Annotated in this window: 15 protein-coding genes and 1 pseudogene; 9 read left to right on the top strand and 7 right to left on the bottom strand. The window is 68.2% G+C overall.

Features of this window, described 5'->3' with window-relative positions; all coding sequences use genetic code 11:
* From VAPA_RS18185 to VAPA_RS18175, 3 genes are read right to left on the bottom strand one after another with little or no spacing between them, the layout of a single operon-like run.
* Positions 1–1062 (bottom strand): mechanosensitive ion channel family protein, encoded by a 1062-nt coding sequence (locus tag VAPA_RS18185; RefSeq protein ID WP_021008228.1) that lies wholly within the window; start codon positions 1060–1062, stop codon positions 1–3.
* Positions 1062–3302: an FUSC family protein gene (locus tag VAPA_RS18180; RefSeq protein ID WP_021008227.1), complete on the bottom strand. Its 2241-nt coding sequence runs from the start codon at positions 3300–3302 to the stop codon at positions 1062–1064. Before VAPA_RS18180 ends, VAPA_RS18185 begins: the two co-directional genes overlap by 1 nt.
* A complete protein-coding gene (locus VAPA_RS18175) occupies positions 3302–4363 on the bottom strand; it encodes an inositol monophosphatase family protein (protein ID WP_021008226.1) in 1062 nt (353 codons plus the stop codon). Before VAPA_RS18175 ends, VAPA_RS18180 begins: the two co-directional genes overlap by 1 nt.
* 112 nt (positions 4364–4475) lie before the next feature.
* Here VAPA_RS18175 and VAPA_RS18170 point away from each other — a divergent pair, with 112 nt between their 5' ends.
* Together VAPA_RS18170 and cysE are read left to right on the top strand one after the other, a co-directional pair.
* Positions 4476–5207 (top strand): RNA methyltransferase, encoded by a 732-nt coding sequence (locus VAPA_RS18170; RefSeq protein ID WP_021008225.1) that lies wholly within the window; start codon positions 4476–4478, stop codon positions 5205–5207.
* A gap of 77 nt (positions 5208–5284) precedes the next feature.
* A pseudogene (gene cysE, locus VAPA_RS18165) lies at positions 5285–6056 on the top strand (serine O-acetyltransferase).
* 151 nt (positions 6057–6207) lie between these two features.
* Here cysE and cadR read toward each other — a convergent pair.
* Positions 6208–6681, bottom strand: coding sequence for a Cd(II)/Pb(II)-responsive transcriptional regulator (cadR, locus tag VAPA_RS18160; RefSeq protein ID WP_021008223.1), 474 nt, complete (start codon positions 6679–6681; stop codon positions 6208–6210).
* Positions 6682–6752: 71 nt separating this feature from the next.
* On the opposite strand from cadR, the gene VAPA_RS18155 reads away from it, so the two are divergent.
* A complete protein-coding gene (locus VAPA_RS18155; protein WP_021008222.1) occupies positions 6753–9032 on the top strand; it encodes a heavy metal translocating P-type ATPase in 2280 nt (759 codons plus the stop codon).
* A gap of 9 nt (positions 9033–9041) precedes the next feature.
* Here VAPA_RS18155 and VAPA_RS18150 read toward each other — a convergent pair whose 3' ends face one another.
* On the bottom strand, positions 9042–9620 hold the full coding sequence (locus VAPA_RS18150) for a carboxymuconolactone decarboxylase family protein (protein ID WP_021008221.1): 579 nt from the start codon (positions 9618–9620) through the stop codon (positions 9042–9044).
* 120 nt (positions 9621–9740) lie between these two features.
* Between VAPA_RS18150 and VAPA_RS18145 the strand changes: the two genes are divergently transcribed.
* Positions 9741–10079, top strand: coding sequence for a winged helix-turn-helix transcriptional regulator (locus VAPA_RS18145; protein WP_021008220.1), 339 nt, complete (start codon positions 9741–9743; stop codon positions 10077–10079).
* Between the two features lie 35 nt (positions 10080–10114).
* On the top strand, positions 10115–11377 hold the full coding sequence (locus tag VAPA_RS18140; protein ID WP_021008219.1) for a cation:proton antiporter: 1263 nt from the start codon (positions 10115–10117) through the stop codon (positions 11375–11377).
* Between the two features lie 7 nt (positions 11378–11384).
* Here the strand turns inward: VAPA_RS18140 and VAPA_RS18135 are convergent, their stop codons facing one another.
* Positions 11385–12716: a heavy metal sensor histidine kinase gene (locus tag VAPA_RS18135; protein ID WP_021008218.1), complete on the bottom strand. Its 1332-nt coding sequence runs from the start codon at positions 12714–12716 to the stop codon at positions 11385–11387.
* Positions 12713–13390 (bottom strand): heavy metal response regulator transcription factor, encoded by a 678-nt coding sequence (locus VAPA_RS18130; protein ID WP_021008217.1) that lies wholly within the window; start codon positions 13388–13390, stop codon positions 12713–12715. The genes VAPA_RS18135 and VAPA_RS18130 overlap by 4 nt, the downstream gene beginning before the upstream one ends.
* A 162-nt stretch (positions 13391–13552) precedes the next feature.
* Here VAPA_RS18130 and czcI point away from each other — a divergent pair, with 162 nt between their 5' ends.
* The 4 genes from czcI (at position 13553) to VAPA_RS18110 (ending at position 19964) form a co-directional block, all read left to right on the top strand.
* On the top strand, positions 13553–13924 hold the full coding sequence (gene czcI, locus VAPA_RS18125) for a cation efflux protein, CzcI family (protein ID WP_021008216.1): 372 nt from the start codon (positions 13553–13555) through the stop codon (positions 13922–13924).
* A 98-nt stretch (positions 13925–14022) separates the two neighbouring features.
* Positions 14023–15360, top strand: coding sequence for a TolC family protein (locus tag VAPA_RS18120; RefSeq protein WP_021008215.1), 1338 nt, complete (start codon positions 14023–14025; stop codon positions 15358–15360).
* Positions 15361–15382: 22 nt separating this feature from the next.
* On the top strand, positions 15383–16750 hold the full coding sequence (locus VAPA_RS18115) for an efflux RND transporter periplasmic adaptor subunit (RefSeq protein ID WP_021008214.1): 1368 nt from the start codon (positions 15383–15385) through the stop codon (positions 16748–16750).
* A gap of 10 nt (positions 16751–16760) precedes the next feature.
* A complete protein-coding gene (locus VAPA_RS18110) occupies positions 16761–19964 on the top strand; it encodes a CusA/CzcA family heavy metal efflux RND transporter (protein WP_021008213.1) in 3204 nt (1067 codons plus the stop codon).
* Positions 19965–20041: the final 77 nt, after the last annotated feature.

The following is a 20041-nucleotide window of genomic DNA, read 5'->3' as shown; positions in this document are numbered from 1 at the left end:
TCAGCCCGCCGCCGCGCCCTGAGGCGGATCGGCCTCGATGCGCATCCTCGGCAGGAACTGCGGGTACTCCCGCTGCATGAAGTCGAGGAGCCCTTCGCGCACGGTGCATCGCAGGTCGAAGGCCAGGCCCGAGGTGGCGGCGGTGCACAGCACGCGAACCTGCATGCTGCGCTCGGTCGCATCGGTCACGCGCATGTTGAAGAAGCGGCCGTCCCATTCGGGCGCCGCTTTCACGATGCGCTCGACCTCTTCGCGCAGCGGCGCCAGCGGCATGCCGTAGTCCACGTAGATGAAGACGGAGCCGAGCAGCTGCGACGAATGGCGCGTCCAGTTCTGGAACGGCTTCTCGATGAAGTAGCTGAGCGGCAGGATCAGGCGCCGGTCGTCCCAGATCTTGAGCACCACGAAGGTGCCCGTGATCTCCTCGACGCGGCCCCATTCGCCCTCGACCACCAGCACGTCGTCGATGCGGATCGGCTGGGCCAGCGCAATCTGCAGCCCGGCAATCAGGTTGCTGAACACCGGCTTGGCCGCCAGGCCGGCCACGATGCCGATCACGCCCGCGGAGGCCAGCAGGCTCGCGCCCACCTGGCGCGCGCCGGGAAAGGTCATGAGCATCATCGCGCCGCCGGCCACCAGCACCACCGACATGGCCGTGCGCGCGAGCACGCGCGTCTGCGTGAGCACGCGGCGCGCCTGGAGGTTGTCTGCAACGTCGGAGGGATGCTGCGCGAGCACGCCGTCGGCAAAGCCGCTGATGGCCCTCACCGCGAGCCAGGTGGTCGCGGCAATCAGCAGCAGCCCGTTGAAGTGCCGCACGCTGCCGAGGAAGCGCAGGTCCTCGGGTGCGGCCTGGAAGATGAGCAGCAGCGCCACCAGAGGCAGCACGAGCCGCGCCGGCGCGTTGCAGTTGACCACCATCGCGTGCACCGCGGGTGCGGGACGGGTGATCCGTTTCAGGATGAGGCCGCCGATGCGGTGGACCAGGAGAGCGAGCGGGACGGCGATGAGGACGGCAATCCAGGTGCCGAACCAGGGGTGGGCAAATATCTCTTGGGTCATCAGGCGGTGGTCGTCGTTGCTTCTGTTGTCTCGTTCAGATGTTGAAGAATGCGCGCCGCGTCGTCGCGCAGCTGCGTCGAAAGTGCCGTGGCCAGGTCGAGCCGGCGCAGCAGCCAGGGGCTGATGTCGTTGTCGAACGGGTCGGGCAGGGGAATCGGGCCGCCCACGGTCGTGGAGCCGGGGCTTTCGGGCAGCGAGGGGCCGGTGGTCGGCGCGGTGCCGATGGCGGCCTCGATGCGCTGCGCGGTGCGCGCGAGCGGGCCTTCGATCTCGGCGGCCGTGAGCCGGTCGCGCCGCAGCACGAGCATCGACTTGACGGCGCTGAGCTGCGCCAGCAACTGGTAGCTGTGCGCCTGCAGGTGTTCGAGCGGCTCCAGCGGCGGCTGCACCGCGCGCGGCTCCGACAGCGAGCGCTGCGTGGCCTGCACCAGCGCCGAGAGGCTGTCGTAGGCCTCGCGGCGCGCGAGCCGCCATTCGAGCTCGGGGCTGCTGTCGACGGCCTGCAGCTGGCCGAGGCCGAGCGCCAGGCGTGCGTGGCGCGCCTGCGCGGTGAGCGTGCGCGCCACCAGCGCCGGAATCTGCCCGCGCTCCCAGGAGGGCAGCACATAGCAGAAGCCCCAGGCCAGCGCGGCGCCGATCAGCGTGTCGGCAATGCGTTCGAACAGCGCGAAGATGGGCGCGGCGCCGGTGTTGAGCATGTGCGCCTGCACCAGGCCCAGCACCGTGGCGGCCACCGCCGTGATCAGGTAGCGCCGCACCGCAAAGCTGTGGGCGATGGCCTGCGCCACCGTGAGGATGATCAGCAGCATGAGCGGCGAAGGATGCGCGGAGAGCAAGCCCACCGCGAGCACGCTGCCCAGCAGCGTGCCGGCGACGCGGCTGTTGCGCCGCTCCAGCGTCTGCGAAAGGCTGCCGCGCAGCACCACCACGATGGTCAGCAGGATCCAGTAGTCGTGCGAACCCCAGGGCAGCGACACCGCAATCGTGTAGCCGGCCGCAATGGCCAGCGCCGCGCGAATGGCATGGCGCAAGGGCGGTGCGTCCCAGCGCCACAGCGTGAGAAAGGGCCGCAACGACCAGTCGGTCGGGCTCACGAACATCTGCCAGTTGGCGCGCACCACCGCAAGGTTGGGTTCGGCATCGCCGCGCGCCATGGCCGACAGGCGCAGCACCTCGTCGTTGATGTGGCCGATGCGGCTGGCCAGGCCGCGCGCGAGCATGGCGGCATTCGGGCCCGGCAGGCCGTGGCTCGCCAGATGGTCCTCGCCCGAAAGATGGATCGACGCGAGCCGCGGCCGCCGGTCGGCCACCACCTCGGGCTGGCGGCCCATCAGCAGCGCGTCGCCGAGCGCCGTGGTGTCGTCGGCCAGCTCCTCGAGCACGCGGCGCATCTCGATGAGCGCCTGCGCATGCGCGGGATGGCTCTTGAGCGCGTCCAGGTCGAGCTCGCTCGCGAGCAGCTGGTCGCGCATTTCGAGCACGATCACCAGCATGGCGGCCAGCCGCTGCCGGCGCGGCGTGCGTGGCGATTCGAGCACGATGTCGCGCGTGGCCTGCAGCTGATCGGCCAGCGCGGCCTGTTCACGCAGCAGCCGGCCCAGCAAAGGCGCGGGGGTTTCGCGGATGTCGTTGGTGTCGTCGCGCGGGGTGAACTGGCTGGCCTCGGTGCGCATCAGCGCGGCCAGCGAATACAGCACGTCCGAGATCGACTGCACGCGAAAGCGCGAATTCAGCGCATGGTTGGCGAGCGTGGCCCAGATCACGTAGAGCCCGGCGCCAAGCCCGAAGTGCCAGCTGCGTTCGAGCGCCTCGGCCATGCCGCTCGGCGCGGGCGTGGCCATCGAGAAGATCATCGAGAACATCACCGCGATGGCAATGGGAATGCCCCGCTTTCCCCATGCCATGGCCAGGAAGGCCACGAAGGTGGCGGGCACCAGCACCAGGCCGAGGCGGATCGGCGCGGCGTGCAGCAGCTGCACGAAGAAGAACAGCGGCAGCCCGATCAGCGGGGCCGGCAGCATCTGGAAGAACTTGCCGCGGCGCGGGCCGGGCAGGTCGGGCGGGGCCGTGACGATCACGCCCACCGCGGCGGCCGAGGCCGCGATGGCGCCGAGCCATAGGTGCACGCCGGCCGAGATGACGAGCAGGCCGAGCGCGACGGTGAGGCCGCTGGCGACGTACTGGCTCAGCGCGATGCGCAGCGCCGCACGGAAGCGGAGGGCAGCACCTGGCCCCTGCATCACTTGGCGGAAGCGCCGCCTTCGGAGGAGCCGCCGCCTGCAGGCGCGTCGCGGCGCACGCGCGTGAGCTTGCGCTGCACGGGGGCGGCCGGTGCGGCCGCGGGAGCGGGCGCCTCGCCGTCGAGCGGCGCGGCCGTCAGGTCGGTGACGGTGCTGCGGGCGTAGAGGTCGACCGAGGGGTCGGCGTCGGGCCGCGCGGCGGCCGACACGGCGCGCACGCGGTCGCTGGCGCGCATCTTGTCGTCGATGCCCGCGAACTTGGAGTACTTGGCGAGCAGCGGCACCAACTGGCCGTAGATGCGCGGTGCGCCGGCCAGGCATTCGCGCTGTTCGAGGAAGTCGGGCTCGCCCGTGAAGTTGCCGATCAGGCCGCCGGCCTCGGTGACCAGCAGCGAACCCGCGGCCACGTCCCAGGGGTTCAGGCCGGTCTCGAAGAAGCCGTCGGTGAAGCCGGCCGCCACGTAGGCCAGGTCGAGCGCCGCGGCGCCCGGGCGGCGCAGGCCCGCCATGCGGGGCATCATGTCGGCCATGATGGCCAGGTACTGCTTGAAGTTGTCGCCGCTGCGGAACGGAAAGCCCGTGGACACCAGGCATTCGCTGAGCCTGGTGCGCTTGGAAACGCGGATGCGGCGCTCGTTCATGTAGGCGCCGCGGCCCTTGGTGGCGGTGAACAGGTCGTTGCGGCTCGGGTCGTAGATGACCGCCTGCTCGATCTTGCCGCGCACCGACAGCGCGATGGACACGCAATAGACCGGGAAGCCGTGGATGAAGTTGGTGGTGCCGTCGAGCGGATCGATGATCCAGACGTAGTCGGAATCCTGGGCGCCATGCTGGGTGCCCGATTCCTCGGCCAGGATGCCGTGCCCCGGATACGCGCCAAGCAGCGTTTCGATGATGACCTGCTCGCTGGCGTGGTCGACTTCGGTGACGAAGTCGTTGACCTGCTTTTGCGAGATGCGCACGGCCTCGACGTCGAGGGCGGCGCGGTTGATGATGGCGCCGGCGGCGCGTGCGGCCTTGACGGCCACATTGAGCATGGGATGCAGGTTTGGGGACGACATTCTGGATTGTGAGAAGAACGGTGGGGTAGGTCCCCCGGAGGCGGTCCGGCGATGCGGGCGGCGAGAATCAGGCATTTTACCGGCTCCGCCCGTTAGTGTCTCCCAACCCGCCATGCGCACCCGTTTCATCCTGATCCAGACCAGCCACGCCGGCAATGTGGGCGCCGCCGCCCGCGCCATGAAAACCATGGGTTTCGACGACCTGGTGCTGGTCGCACCCCGATGGGCCAACGTGCTGCGGCGCGAGGAAACCATCCAGCGCGCGAGCGGCGCCCTCGACGTGCTGACCAATGCCCGCATCGTCGAGACGCTGGACGAGGCGCTCGACGGCGTGACCCACCTGTGCGCCACCGCCATGATCCCGCGCGACTTCGGGCCGCCCACGCGCACCCCGCGCGAGCACCTGGAGCCGCTGGCGAAGCAGGGCGACCAGCATGTGGCCTTCCTGTTCGGCTCCGAGCGCTTCGGCATGCGCAACGAGGATGTCTACCGCTGCAACGTGGCGCTCAGTATTCCGACCGATCCGAAGTTCGGCTCGCTCAACCTCGGCGCCGCGATCCAGGTGGTGGCCTACGAATGGCGGCTTGCGCTGGGCGGCTACGAGGTGCGCGACGCCACGGCGCCCATCGAGGCGGCCGATGCAAAGGCGGTGGCCGGCATGCTCGACCACTGGGAGCGTTCGCTGGTGGAGATCGGCTTTCTGGACCCGGCGGCGCCCAAGAAACTGATGCCGCGGCTGCAGCAGCTGTTCAACCGCGCTCAGCCCACGCCGGAGGAAATCCACATCCTTCGCGGCATCGCCAAGGCGATGGCCGATGCGGCCCGGGCGCCCCGGAACGGCTAAAACCCCCATCGTTCGTACGCGAAGAACCCGGGCTTTAGACTGCCGTCCCCATATCGATATAACGACAAAAGGCAGCGATGTTCTCTCGACTGCGCGCCGACATCCGGTGCATCCTCGAACGCGACCCGGCCGCGCGCAGCGCCTGGGAAGTGATCACGGTCTATCCCGGCTTCCATGCCGTGGTGCTGCACCGCTGGGCGCACGCCTGTTGGACGCATGGTTTCAAGTGGCCGGCCCGCTTCATCGCGCACGTGGCGCGCGGGCTCACGGGCATCGAGATCCACCCGGCGGCGAAGATCGGCGAGCGGGTGTTCTTCGACCATGCGATGGGCGTGGTGGTGGGCGAAACCGCCGAGATCGGCGACGGCTGCACCATCTACCAGGGCGTGACGCTGGGCGGCACTTCGCTCTACAAGGGCACCAAGCGGCATCCGACGCTGGGCAAGAACGTGGTGGTGAGCGCGGGCGCCAAGGTGCTGGGCGGCTTCCTCGTCGGCGACGGCGCCAAGATCGGCAGCAATGCGGTGGTCATCAAGCCGGTGCCGGCAGGGGCGACCGCGGTGGGCATTCCCGCACGCATCATCCCGTCGAAGGCCGGCGAGAGCGCCGATGTGGCCGCGCCGCAGAAGTTCTCCGCCTACGGCATCACGCAGGACGACGACCCGCTGAGCCAGGCGATGCGCGGGCTGATCGACAACGCCGCGGGCCAGGAACACCAGATCGCGCTGCTGTGGCAGGCCATCGAGAAGCTGTCGTCCCAGCCGGGCACCCAAGGACTGCGTGCCTTGCGACGCAGCGCTCGACGAGAGCTTCGAGGCGGAGAAGCTGACGCAGCTGATCGGCAAGTAGAGCGAGTTTTAGCACCCTGTTGTTCAGGGCGCGTGCACAGGCCACCGGGTACTCCCCTCCGCGAATGTCCCCCGGCCTTCGGCCTCCTCCTTGATTTCGCTGCGGGGAGCACCCGATGCCCTGTGCACGAGGGCACGCCTTGAATCAAACCTCAAGCCGAACGTTTCGCGGATGCGTTGTGCAGCGACCCATGTACATGCCCCGCGTGCTGCCCGAAGGGTTCGGTCGCGAGCGCAGCTGTGTCCAGCCCCTGCAGGATGCCGCAGTTCCGCGCCGATTCGGGGCCGCAGCATTGCTGGCGCAGCGCCTTCAGCTGCTTCTCCAGCGTCTTGAGTTCGGAGATGCGCGCGGCCACGTGGCCGATGTGGTCGTCGAGCAGCTGGTTGACTTCGCCGCAGTCTTCTCCCGGCGCATCACGAAACCGCAGCAGACTGCGAATCTCATCGAGCGTCATGTCCAGCGAACGGCAGCGGCGGATGAAGCCCAGGCGCTGCGCATGCTCGTCGTCGTAGATGCGGTAGTTGCCTTCGGTGCGCGCGGGCGCGGGCAGCAGCTGCTCGCGCTCGTAGTACCGGATGGTTTCGACCGGCGTGTTCGCGACCTTGGCCAGTTCTCCGATTTTCATGATGCGGCAAGAATGAAGTGGAGGAATCGTCGTTTGACTCTACACCTGCTTCAGGGTTTCCAATCGACCTCATGACGAACCAGAATGCCCTGAAACCGATGGCGCCGCATCCTCATCCCCATGCGCCAGCCGCTGCCGAAACGGCCTGCTGCGGCAGCACGGCCTGCGGATCGCCGGCCGCCTCCATCCACACCGCCGACATCCCGAAGGGCGCCTTGCTCTTCCGCATTCCGACGATGGATTGCGCAGTCGAAGAGTCTGAAATACGGCGCGCGCTCGAACCGGTCGCGGGTGTCCGGGGGCTGCGCTTTCGCCTCGGCGAACGCACGATGGCCATCACGGTCGACGACAGCGCCTTGTCCGGCGCGCTCGATGCCATCCGCAAGGCCGGCTTCAAGCCCGAACCGCTGAACGATTCGACAGGCAGTCCGGCTGCCGGTGCGCAGGCTGCACCCGCTCCCGCGGGCATCGCGGGCATGAGCAGCGGCCTCGTGCGCCTCATTGCCGCGCTGGTGCTGGCCATCGCGGCCGAGACGGTTTCCTTTCTCGCTCCGGAGGGCACCGGGCCCATGGTGGTGGAGATGGGGCTTGCGCTCGCGGCCATCGCGCTGGCCGGCCTCGACACCTACAAGAAGGGCTTTGCCGCGCTGCTGCGCGGGCGCCTGAACATCAACGCCCTGATGGCCGTGGCCGTCACGGGCGCATTCCTGATCGGGCAATGGCCCGAGGCCGCGATGGTGATGGCGCTCTATGCCATTGCCGAGCTGATCGAGGCGCGCGCCGTCGACCGCGCCCGCAACGCCATCCAGGGCCTCTTGGCGCTGGCCCCCGAACTGGCCGAGGTCAGGCAGCCCGACGGCAGCTGGAAGAGGGCCAAGGCCGATGCGGTGGCGCTCGGTGCCATCGTGCGCATCCGGCCCGGCGAACGCGTGCCGCTGGACGGCGTGGTGACCGAGGGGGCGAGCGCCATCGACCAGGCGCCGGTCACGGGCGAGAGCATCCCGGTCGACAAATCGGCCGGGGACCCGGTGTTCGCGGGCACCATCAACCAGACGGCCGCGCTCGAATTCCGCGTCACCGCCGTGGCGGCCAACACCACGCTCGCCCGCATCATCCATGCGGTCGAAGAAGCGCAAGGCACGCGCGCGCCCACGCAGCGCTTCGTCGACCGGTTCGCGGCCGTCTACACGCCTGCGGTCTTCGTGCTGGCGATCGCCATTGCGGCGCTCTCGCCCTGGCTCATGGGCTGGAGCTGGACCGAGGCCATCTACAAGGCGCTGGTGCTGCTGGTCATTGCGTGCCCATGCGCGCTCGTCATCTCGACGCCCGTCACGGTGGTGAGCGCGCTGGCCTCGGCTGCGCGGCGCGGCATCCTGATCAAGGGCGGCACCTACCTCGAAGAGGCGCGCAAGCTCAAGGCCGTGGCGCTCGACAAGACGGGCACCATCACGGAAGGCAAGCCGAAGCTGGTCGCATCGAGGTTGCTCGACCCCGCGGGCGACGAGGACGTGGTCTTTGCCATTGCCGCGAGCATCGCGGGCCGCTCGGATCATCCGGTGTCGAAGGCCATTGCCGAAGGCCTGAAGCGCGAGCGCCAGCCGGTCGGAGACTTCACGGCCTTGCCCGGACGCGGCGTGCAGGCCACGCACGAAGGCCGCAGCTATGTGCTTGGCAACCACCGCCTGATCGAAGAGCAGGGGCTGTGCAGTCCTGCGCTCGAAGCCGAACTGAAGCAGCATGAGGAAGCGGGGCGCACCGTCACGCTGCTGGCCTCCGGCCAGGCCGTGCTGGCGCTGTTCGCGGTGGCCGACACCATCAAGCCGTCCTCGCAGGCAGCCATGGCCGAACTGCGCGCGCTGGGCGTCACGCCCGTGATGCTGACCGGCGACAACGCCGCCACGGCCAGGGCGATCGGCATGCACGCGGGCATCGACGACGTGCGCGGCAACCTGCTGCCCGAGGAGAAGCTCGATGCCATCAAGGCGCTGCAGCAGCGCCATGGCATGGCCGGCATGGCGGGCGATGGCATCAACGATGCGCCCGCGCTCGCGCAGGCCGACATCGGCTTTGCGATGGGCGGCGCCGGCACCGACACGGCCATGGAAGCGGCCGACGTGGTCATCATGAACGACGACCTGCGGCGCCTGCCCGAAACCATCCGCCTTTCGCGCCGCGCGCATGCGGTGCTGTGGCAGAACATCACGCTGGCGCTCGGCATCAAGGCTGTGTTCTTCGTGCTCGCGGTGTTCGGCAGCGCCACGATGTGGATGGCCGTGTTTGCCGACATGGGTGCGAGCCTGCTGGTGGTGGCCAACGGATTGCGGCTGATGCGCTCCCCGAAGACCGACTGAGGAAATTCATCACCAGCGTGCCGCCCACTTCTCCAGCGGCACACGCGCGGCGTTGCACACATAGCTCACCGCGTGGTACCAGCCCGCGAGCATCATCAGCTCGATCAGCTGCGGCGGGCTCCAGTGGGCGCTCAGCGCCTCCCACAGCATGTCGTCCACGTGGCAGGTGTCGTGCAGCTGGTCCACCATCGACACCAGCAGCCGGTCGCGCGGGGCGAGCAGTTCCACGTCCTCGGCTGCCGACGCCATCACGCGCCGGTCGGTGGCGCTGAATCCGGCGGCATCGCCGAAGGCCGCCACGTGCACGCCCCATTCGTACTCGGCGCCGCAGCGGGCGCAGGCGCGCGTGATCACCACTTCGCGGTCGCGCAGGCCGATGGCTGCCTTTCGGCCCAGCAGGTAGCGGCCCAGGCCCAGCGTGCGCTCGGCCAGTTCGGGGTTGATGGCCAGCACGCGGAACAGCGCGAGGATGTCGGTGCGCCCAGGCGGATTCATCCGGTTCAGCAGGTCGGCGATGAGTTCGGGGAAAGGCGCTTCCAGCGGTGGGATGCGGGGCGCGGAGGCGCGGGGTGCAGCGAGGGTCGGCATGGGTCGGATCCTTCGTAGAATGCGATTGAAATCGCTACGCAATCCGTAGCGACCGAATCAGTTTATCGCTACGAAATACGTAGCGCAAGGGGCACGCGATCCTCCCAGGAAGACACAGGCATGAACGACGCTGAAACCTCGCAAGAACAGGAGGCCGCCGCCGCATCCCGCCGCCCGGTGATGCGCTTGCTGGAGCAACTGGGCCGCAAGGGCACGCTGCGAATCCTCTGGGAGCTGCGCGATGGCCTGCCGCAGAGCTTCAGGGCGCTGCGCACGAGCACGGGGGACATGTCGCCCTCGGTGCTGAACGACCGTCTCAAGGAGCTGCGCGCGGGCGGCATCGTCGCGCTGGCCGATGCGGGCTACGTGCTCACCGAATCGGGCAGCGAACTCGTCAAGCGCCTGAAGCCGCTCAATCAATGGGCCGACCGCTGGTTCGAGGCGCCCGAACAAAACTAACATCGAGTGCTTCGCTCATCCAGACCCTCGGTTTCATGTCCGCCACTTCGCTCCTGCTGCAACTCATCGTCATCCTGAGCACCGCGCGCATCTGCGGCTGGGTGCTGCGCCATGTCGGCCAGCCCGGCGTGGTCGGCGAAATGGCGGCGGGCCTCATGCTGGGGCCGGTGGTCATGGGGGCGCTGTTTCCTTCGCTGCATGCGCAGCTTTTCTCCAAGAGCCATCTCGAAGGCCTGTCTTCGCTCTCGACGGTGGGCCTGGTGCTCTTCATGTTCGTGGTGGGCCTGGAACTGCGGGCCACGCAGGGCGTGCGCGCGCAGCTGAAGGCGGCGGGCTATGTGGGTGCGCTCAGCGTCATCGTGCCGATGGTGCTGGGCCTTGCGATTTCGCCGGCGCTGCATCCGGCACTCGCGCCCGCGGGCGTGGGCTTCTGGCCGTTCGCGCTGTTCATGGCCGCGGCGCTGTCGATCACGGCCTTTCCGGTCATGGCACGTATCCTGAAGGACCGCGGCCTCACGCGCACGCCGTTCGGCCAGCTGGCGCTCGGCGCCGCGGCCGTGGTCGATGTGTTCGCCTGGATCCTGCTGGCGCTGGTGGTGGCGCTCGCGGGTGCGGGAGAGGGCTACACGGGCCTGCTCAAGACCACGGCCGGCGTGGCCGTGCTGCTGGCCGTGCTGTTCTTCGGCCTGAAGCCGGCCTTCGCATGGCTGCTGCGCACGCGCGCACCCGATGGCGAACCATCGACCACGGTCATGGCCTCGCTCATGATCGGCCTGCTGGCCTGCGCGATGGTGACCGAATGGCTGCATCTGCATGCCGTGTTCGGCGCCTTCCTGTTCGGCGCCTGCCTGCCGCGCGACGACCGCCTGCTGAGTTCGCTCACGGAGCGAATCGAGCCGATTTCCATCGTCGTGCTGATGCCGCTGTTCTTTGCGCTCGCGGGGCTCGGCACCACCACCAATGCCTTCTCGGGTGCGAGCATCGGCGCCATGCTGCTGATCGTCGCGGTGGCCACCATCGGCAAGTTGGCCGGCGGCGCCATCGGCGCGCGCATGGCGGGCTACGGATGGCGCGACAGCCTGGCCACCGGCTCGCTGATGAATGCGCGCGGACTGATGGAACTCATCGTGATGAAGATCGGGCTGGACGCCGGCCTGATCGGCCCCGAGCTCTTCACCATGCTGCTGGTGATGGCGCTCGTCACCACCGCGATGACGGGGCCGCTGATCAACCTGGTGATGGGGCGCGCCAAGGCTTCCACCGAGGCCGAAGAGGCCGAGGCACGCGCCAAGCCGTGATGCGCCGTCAGCGTGCGAGCGGCACCGCGAACCCGATGCGGGTCTCGCCGTTCGCGCTGGAGGCGAACACGCGGCCGCCATGCATGCGCGCAATGGCCTCCACGATCGAGAGCCCCAGGCCGTGGTGGCGCGCCGACCTGTCCCGTGCGGGGTCGGCGCGGTAGAAGCGCTCGAACAGGCGCAGCAGCGTCTCGGTCGCGATCGGTTCGCCGCGGTTCACGACGGTGAGCGTGGCTTCGTTCGGCCCCGTGCCGATCTCGATGCCGATGCGGGACGCCGGCGCCGCGAAGCGGATGGCATTGCCCAGCAGGTTGGAAAGCGCACGCCGCACCAGGGAGGCGTCGACGTCGGCCACAGCGTCGCCGGAGACCGCGGCCACGAGTCCGGCCTCCTCGAGCATGGCGTCGTGGAAGTCGATCACATCGCGCGCCTGCGCCGCCAGGCTCGTGCCGGCCTTCACGCGCAGGGGGGCGCCGCGCTCGGCCTGCGACAGAAAGAGCATATCGGTGACGATGCCCGAGAGCCTGCCGACTTCCTCGAGATTGGAGGCGAGAACGGCCTGCAGTTCCTCGTTCGGCCGTGGGCGCGACAGCGCAAGCTCGGTGGAGCCGATCAGGTTGGCAAGCGGTGTGCGCAGCTCGTGCGCGACGTCGGCATTGAACGATTCGAGCTGCACATAGGCCTTCTGCACGCGCAGGAGCAGGGCATTGAACTGCGTGATCCACGGGTGCAGTTCCTGCGCGAACGCCGATGCATCGATGGGCTGGTTGATGTGGTCCGGCGTCAATGCGGCGGTGCGCTCTGCCAGCGCCTCCAGCGGCCGCAGCCCGCGCCGCACCAGGTGCGCGCCGGTCAGCGACACCAGCAGCGTGCCCAGCACGGCGGCCGCAAGCAGTGTCCATGCAAGGCGGCGCAGCAGCACCACGTCCCTTGCCACGTCGATGCCGATGCGGATCGAAAGCGGCGTGCCGCCGCCCGCCTGGCTCCACGTGTGCACGAAGTCGCGCTGGATCCAGCGCCCGCCCGCGGGCGGTGCCGAGCGAAAGAGAACATTGCCGTCGGACTGCCGCGTGATCGACAGGCCGACGTCGTCCTGCAGCGAGAAGAAGTCCTCCAGCTTGTGGCGCAGGAAGGAAAGATCGCCGTCCTTCTCGCCTTCCTCGAGCAGGTGCCGCACCAGCTGCGCCTTGTGGTCGAGTTCGTCGTCCTGCTTTTCGCCGAAGCTCCATGCCGTCACCAGATAGACCGCGAGGCAGGCCACGCTGAGGCCGAAGAATGCCTGCGCGGCGAACCAGGATGTGAGCCGGTTGCGTATCGAGTGCGGCCTTGTGGGGCTCACGACCAGGAACGATCCTCGAGCACGTAGCCCATGCCGCGCACCGTGTGCAGCAGCTTGACGTCGAACGGATCGTCGATCTTGCTGCGCAGCCTGCGGATGGCCACCTCGACCACGTTGGTGTCGCTGTCGAAGTTCATCTCCCACACCTGCTCGGCGAGCGTGCTGCGCGAGAGTATCTGCCCGCGGCGGCGCAGCAGCACCACCAGCAGCGTGAACTCCTTCGCCGTGAGGTCCAGCCGCGTGCGGTTGCGAAAGCACTTGCGGCTGGCCAGGTCGAGCTCCAGGTCGGCCAGCCGGAGCACGGCGGACTCCTGGGGCTTGCCGCGGCGCAGCAGCGCCTGGATGCGCGCCAGCAGCTCGGAAAAGGAAAAGGGCTTGACGAGGTAGTCGTCGGCGCCTTGCTGCAGGCCGTTGACCCGATCCTCGACCTTGTCGCGGGCGGTGAGCACCAGCACGGGCACGTTGCTGGTGCGCCGGATCGCCTGCAGCACCGCGAATCCGTCGATGCCGGGAAGCATCACATCGAGCAGGATCAGCGCGTAGTCGCCCTCGGTGGCGAGGTAGCGGCCTTCGATGCCGTCGCGCGCAATGTCGACCACATACCCGTTCTCCTCCAGGCCCTTCTTCAGGTAGTCGCCAAGCTTGGGTTCGTCTTCAATGACCAGAATTCGCATCGATGGGATGTTAGCGATGGGGCAGGGGCCCGGAGGTTACGAATTCGTAATCGGTGCGACGGACAAAATCCCGCGCGCTTGTCGTACATTGCGCCGCAACCTGCAAACCGCAGGGGCATTGCAGAGCAGCATGCCACATGCCGTCGATATACTTTTTGGACCATGCGCCGCTGGCTTCTGATCTTCCTGCTGCTTCTGCTCCCGCTCCAGTCCAGCTGGGCGGCATCGGCCGCCTATTGCCAGCACGAACGCGATGTCCAGCCGCAGCACTGGGGCCATCACGAGCATGAACCGGACCGCAGCGCGGGCGGTTCCCGCACCGATGACGCGCAGAAGAGCCCCGGCACCCAGCCCAACGCCGTGCTCGGCGATTGCGCCGTCTGCCATCTGGGCCAGGCGCAGCACCTGCCGTCGGCGTCCGATCGAGTGAATGCGCTGCCGATGGCACGGGCGCTGCGCGCCGTGCCCGCTGAGCATTTCATCTCGCACATCTCGGAAGTGCCCGTGCCTCCCGCATGGCCTCTCGCCATTTGATTCGGCGAGAGAACCACCCATCCCCCTGATACCCGACATCAGCAGCTGAGCTCTCGCCGAATTCGTCCGTCCGTTGTTTTGCAACCCAGGAGAATTCGATGCGCACGCTCTTCGTGCCGCTGGCCTTGTTGGCCTTGGCGGCGCCCCCGGCTTTTTCACAACAGGTCGCAGTGTCGGCCGCTGCCGGCACGCCGTATTCACAGCAGTCCGGCGCGGCTGCCCGCACGCTGGAGCCTGCGGGCCCGCTGACCCTGCGCAACGCCATTGCGATGGCGTTGCAGGCCAACCCCGGCCTGTCTGCCGCATTCCGCGAGCAGGAGGCCACAGAGGCCGCCATCGTCCAGGCCGGCGCCTGGCCCAACCCCACGCTCGACGTGCAGGTGGAAGACTGGCGCCGCGACAACCGCACCACCACGCTGCAGCTGAGCCAGCCCCTCGAACTGGGTGGCAAGCGCGCGGCCCGCGTGACGGCGGCCGAACGCGCGCGTGACCAGGCCTCGTCGGCGCTGGCCGGCCGTCGCGCCGAGGTGCGTGCGGCGACCGTCACCGCCTTCTTCGACGTGCTCACCGCACAGGAGCGCCTGCGGCTCGCGCAGGATTCCGTGAGTCTTGCGCAGACGGCCACCCGCGCGGCGGCCAATCGAGTGGCCGCCGGCAAGGTCTCGCCGCTGGAAGAAACCAGGGCCCGCGTGGCCGAGGCTGGCATCCGCGTCGAGCTGATGCAGGCCGAAGGCACGCTGCGCTCGGCGCGCCAGCAATTGGCCGCGCTGTGGGGCAACCCGAATCCGCGCTTCATGCAGGTGGATGGCGCGGTCGACCAGTTGCCGGCAATGACGCAGGACGTGGCCAGCCGCCTGGGCGCGGCGCCCGTGGTGCAGCAGGCGCGGCTCGAAGTCGAGCGGCGCAAGGCGCTGTCCGACCTGGAGCAGGCCAAGCGTATCCCCGACGTGACTGTGTCGCTCGGCGCCAAGCGTGTGCCGGCATCCGAAGGCGAGACCGGCAGCAGCCGGCGCAACCAGGTGGTCGTGGGCCTGTCGATTCCGCTGCCGATCTTCGACACCAACCGCGGCAACGTGGCAGAGGCCCTGAGCCGCGAAGAAAAGGCGCGCGACGACCTCGCTGCCGCCGAGCTGCAGCTGGGCACCGATGTCGCGCAGGCTTCGGAGCGCCTGCGCTCCGCCCGCGCCACCGCCGAGACGCTGCAGCGCGACGCGCTGCCCGGCGCCGAGACCGCCTACAAGGCGGCCACCAAGGGCTTCGAGCTGGGCAAGTTCAGCTTCCTGGAAGCACTCGATGCGCAGCGCACGCTGTTCCAGGTGCGCGCGCAGTACCTGCTCGCGCTGGCCGACGCGCACCGCGCGGCCGGCGACCTCGACCGGCTGCTCGGAGCCGAAGGCAATGACATTTCTGCCGCGACAACGCCCGTCGCGCGCTGACAAGCAAGGAACTCCACAGATCATGAACACCGAAGAACGCAAACCTTTCGCCGAGCGCGTCGGCAAGAAGCAGTGGATCGCCATCGCGGCCGTGCTGGTACTGGGCCTGGGCGCCGGCGCGATGATCCTGCGCACATCACCCGCCAAGCCCGAAGCGGCCGGCCATTCGGAGGCTGCCGCGCATGGCGACGGCGAGCATCACGAAGAAGGTGGCAAGGAAGCCAAGGAAGAGGGCAAGGACCACGACCACGGTCACGGCGAAGCCAAGGGCCATGCCGACAACGAACACCACGAGAAAGGCAAGGAAAAGGACAAGGAAGAGGGCAAGAAAAAAGCCGCGACGTCGGAACACAAGGAAGACGAAGAAAAGATCGCCTTCACCGACGAGCAGATCAAGGCCGCCGACATGACCATCGAGAGCGCCGGCCCCGCGCGCATCAAGTCGTCGCTGCAGCTGCCCGGCGAGATCAAGTTCAATGAAGACCGCACGGCCCACGTGGTGCCGCGCGTGGCGGGTGTGGTCGACAGTGTGCCGGCCAACCTGGGCCAGGAGGTCAAGCGCGGGCAGGTGCTGGCGGTGCTGTCGAGTCCCTCGCTGTCGGAGCAGCGCAGCGAGCTGCAGTCGGCGCAGCGCCGGCTGGAGCTGGCCCGCACGACCTACGAGCGCGAGAAGAAACTGTGGGAAGAAAAGATCTCCCCGCAGCAGGACTACCTGCAAGCCCAGCAGGCGATGCAGGAAGCGCAGATCGCAGTGGCCAACGCCAACCAGAAGCTGCTGGCGCTCGGCGCCACGCCGGGTTCGTCGGCGCTGGGCCGCTACGAGCTGCGCGCACCCTTCGACGGCATGGTGGTCGAAAAGCACATCTCGCTCGGCGAATCGGTGGGCGAGGCCGTCAACGTCTTCACCATCTCCGATCTGTCGACCGTGTGGGCCGAGATCAGCGTGGCCGCCAACAACCTGAACCTGGTGCGCATCGGCGAGCCGGTGAGCATCCGCTCCAGCGCCTTCGACCAGACCGCGACCGGCAAGGTGTCCTACGTGGGCTCGCTGATCGGCGCGCAGACGCGCACCGCCACTGCACGCGTCACGCTGACGAACCCGCAGCGAATCTGGCGCCCGGGGCTGTTCGTGAACGTCGAGCTCGTGGCCTCCGAGATGGATGCGCCCGTGACCGTTTCGGCGGAGGCGGTGCAGACGGTGGAAGACAAGCCCACCGTGTTCCTGCGCGTGCCCGGCGGCTTTATGCCGCAGCACGTGCAGACCGGGCGCAGCGACGGCAAGCGCATCGAGATCGTGAGCGGCCTGAAGCCCGGTGCGGCCTATGCAGCCAGCGGCAGCTTCGTCGTGAAGTCGCAGCAGGGCAAGAGCTCGGCCACGCACACCCACTGAGGAAGCACGCATGTTCGAACGCATCATCCGCTTCTCCATCGAGCAGCGCTGGCTGATCCTGCTCGCCGTGCTCGGCATGGCGGCGCTCGGCATCTTCAGCTACCAGAAGCTGCCCATCGACGCCGTGCCCGACATCACCAACGTGCAGGTGCAGATCAACACCGCCGCGCCCGGCTACTCCCCGCTGGAGACCGAGCAGCGCGTGACCTACCCCATCGAGACCGTCATGGCCGGGCTGCCGGGCCTGCAGCAGACCCGCTCGCTGTCGCGCTACGGCCTTTCGCAGGTCACGGTGATCTTCAAGGACGGCACCGACATCTACTTTGCGCGGCAGCTCGTCAACGAGCGCATCCAGTCCGCGCGGGAGAGCATGCCCGGCGGCATCTCGCCGGTGATCGGGCCCATCTCGACCGGCCTGGGCGAAATCTACCTCTGGACCGTCGAGGCGGAAGAGGGCGCGAGGAAGCCCGACGGCAAGCCCTACTCGCCCACCGACCTGCGCGAGATACAGGATTGGATCATCAAGCCGCAGCTGCGCAACGTGGCGGGCGTGACCGAGATCAATTCCATCGGCGGCTACGCCAAGGAGTTCCACATCGCGCCCGATCCGGCCAAGCTGCTGGCCCACGGCCTCACGATGACCGACCTCGTCACCGCGCTGGAACGCAACAACGCCAACGTGGGCGCGGGCTACATCGAGAAGCGCGGCGAGCAGTACCTCATCCGCGCACCGGGGCAGGTGAAGTCGGCGGAAGACATCGCCAACGTCATCCTCGGCAACGCCAACGGCATTCCGCTGCGCGTGCAGGACGTGGCCGAGGTCGGCATCGGCAAGGAGCTGCGCACGGGCGCCGCCACCGACAACGGCCGCGAGGTGGTGCTGGGCACCGTGTTCATGCTGATCGGCGAGAACAGCCGCACCGTGTCGCAGGCTGTCGACAAGAAGATGCAGGAGATCAATCGCACGCTGCCCGCCGGCGTGAAGGCCGTGACGGTGTACGACCGCACCGTGCTGGTCGACAAGGCCATCGCCACGGTGAAGAAGAACCTGTTCGAGGGTGCGGTGCTGGTCATCGCGATCCTGTTCCTGTTCCTCGGCAACATCCGCGCGGCGCTGATCACCGCGCTGGTGATTCCGCTGTCGATGCTCTTCACCTTCACCGGCATGGTGAACCAGAAGGTCAGCGCCAACCTCATGAGCCTGGGCGCGCTGGACTTCGGCATCATCATCGACGGCGCGGTGGTGATCGTGGAGAACTGCGTGCGAAGGCTGGCCCATGCGCAGGCCCACAAGGGGCGGCCGCTGACGCGCAGCGAGCGCTTCCACGAAGTGTTCGCGGCCTCGCAGGAGGCGCGCCGGCCGCTGCTGTTCGGCCAGCTCATCATCATGATCGTGTACCTGCCGATCTTTGCGCTCACGGGTGTCGAGGGCAAGCTGTTCCACCCGATGGCCTTCACCGTGGTGATCGCGCTGCTGGGCGCGATGATCCTGTCGATCACCTTCATTCCCGCGGCCGTGGCGCTGTTCATCGGCAACAAGGTCAGCGAGAAGGAAAGCCGCCTGATGGTGTGGGCCAAGCGCGGCTACGAGCCGCTGCTGGCGCGCGTCATGGCGGCCAAGCCGCTGGTCATCACGCTGGCCGCGGTGGCGGTGGTGCTGTCGGGCCTGCTGGCCACGCGCCTGGGCACGGAGTTCGTGCCGAGCCTGAGCGAAGGCGACTTCGCCATTCAGGCGCTGCGCATTCCGGGCACCAGCCTCACGCAGTCGGTCGAGATGCAGAAGCAGCTCGAACGCACGCTGAAGGCGAAGTTTCCGGAGATCGAGCGCGTGTTTGCGCGCACCGGCACGGCCGAGATTGCATCCGACCCGATGCCGCCGAACATCTCCGACGGCTACATCATGCTCAAGCCCGAGAGCGAGTGGCCCCAGCCTCGTCGTACGCGCGACGAGCTCCTTGCGGCGGTGCAGGAAGAAGTGGAGAAGCTGCCAGGCAACAACTACGAGTTCTCGCAGCCGATCCAGCTGCGCTTCAACGAGCTGATCTCGGGCGTGCGCAGCGACGTGGCCGTGAAGATCTTCGGCGACGACATGGACGTGCTGAACAAGACGGCGGCCGAGGTGTCGGGCGTGCTGGGAAAGATCGCCGGCGCGGCCGAGGTGAAGGTCGAGCAGACCACCGGCCTGCCGATGCTCACCGTGAACATAGACCGCAACAAGACCGCGCGCTACGGCCTCAACGTGGGCGACGTGCAGGACGCGATCTCCATCGCGGTGGGCGGGCGCGAGGCCGGCACGCTGTTCGACGGCGACCGCCGCTTCGACATCATCGTGCGCCTGCCCGAGAACCTGCGCACCGACCTCGAAGCCATCAGGCGCCTGCCCGTGGCCCTGCCCAAGGGCACGGGCGCCGAAGGCCAGCGCACCAGCTTCATTCCGCTGGGCGAGGTGGCCACGCTCGACATCGCGCCCGGCCCCAACCAGGTGAGCCGCGAGGACGGCAAGCGCCGCATCGTGGTGAGCGCCAATGTGCGCGGGCGCGACCTCGGCTCCTTCGTGGCCGAGGCGGAGGAAGCGATGCGCAACGTGAAGATTCCCACCGGCTACTGGACCGTGTGGGGCGGCCAGTACGAGAACCTCGCTTCGGCCACGCAGCGGCTGCAGATCGTGGTGCCGGTGTCGCTGCTGCTGGTGTTCACGCTGCTGTTCGCGATGTTCGGCAACCTCAAGGACGGCCTGCTGGTGTTCACCGGCATTCCGTTTGCGCTTACGGGCGGCATCGTGGCGCTGTGGATGCGCGGCATTCCGCTGTCGATATCGGCGGCGGTGGGCTTCATTGCGCTGTCTGGCGTGGCGGTGCTCAACGGGCTGGTGATGATCTCGTTCATCCGCAACCTGCGCGAAGGCGGGCTGCCGCTCGACGCGGCGATCCGGGAAGGCGCGCTCACGCGCCTGCGGCCGGTGCTGATGACCGCATTGGTCGCATCGCTGGGCTTCGTGCCGATGGCCATTGCCACCGGCACCGGTGCCGAAGTGCAGCGGCCGCTGGCCACGGTGGTGATCGGCGGTATTCTTTCGTCGACCGCGCTGACGCTGCTGGTGCTTCCGCTGCTCTACCGCATCGCGCACCGGCGCGACGAAGAGGAGGAAGAAGTGCAGGAGCAGGTCCACGGCGCACCGCTGGATCCTGCACTGCAAGGTTCCCATGGCACATGAGCATTCACACGCTGTTGGCCCGCGCGCCCGAACCTGGCGATCGACGCTGGTCGGCGCATCCATCGGCTTCGGAATCG

Origin of the sequence: Variovorax paradoxus B4, from assembly GCF_000463015.1 — a bacterium.
Taxonomy (GTDB): domain Bacteria; phylum Pseudomonadota; class Gammaproteobacteria; order Burkholderiales; family Burkholderiaceae_C; genus Variovorax; species Variovorax paradoxus_E.
Note: the sequence above shows the minus strand (reverse complement) of the source record. Positions and strands in the feature narration are given on the sequence as shown.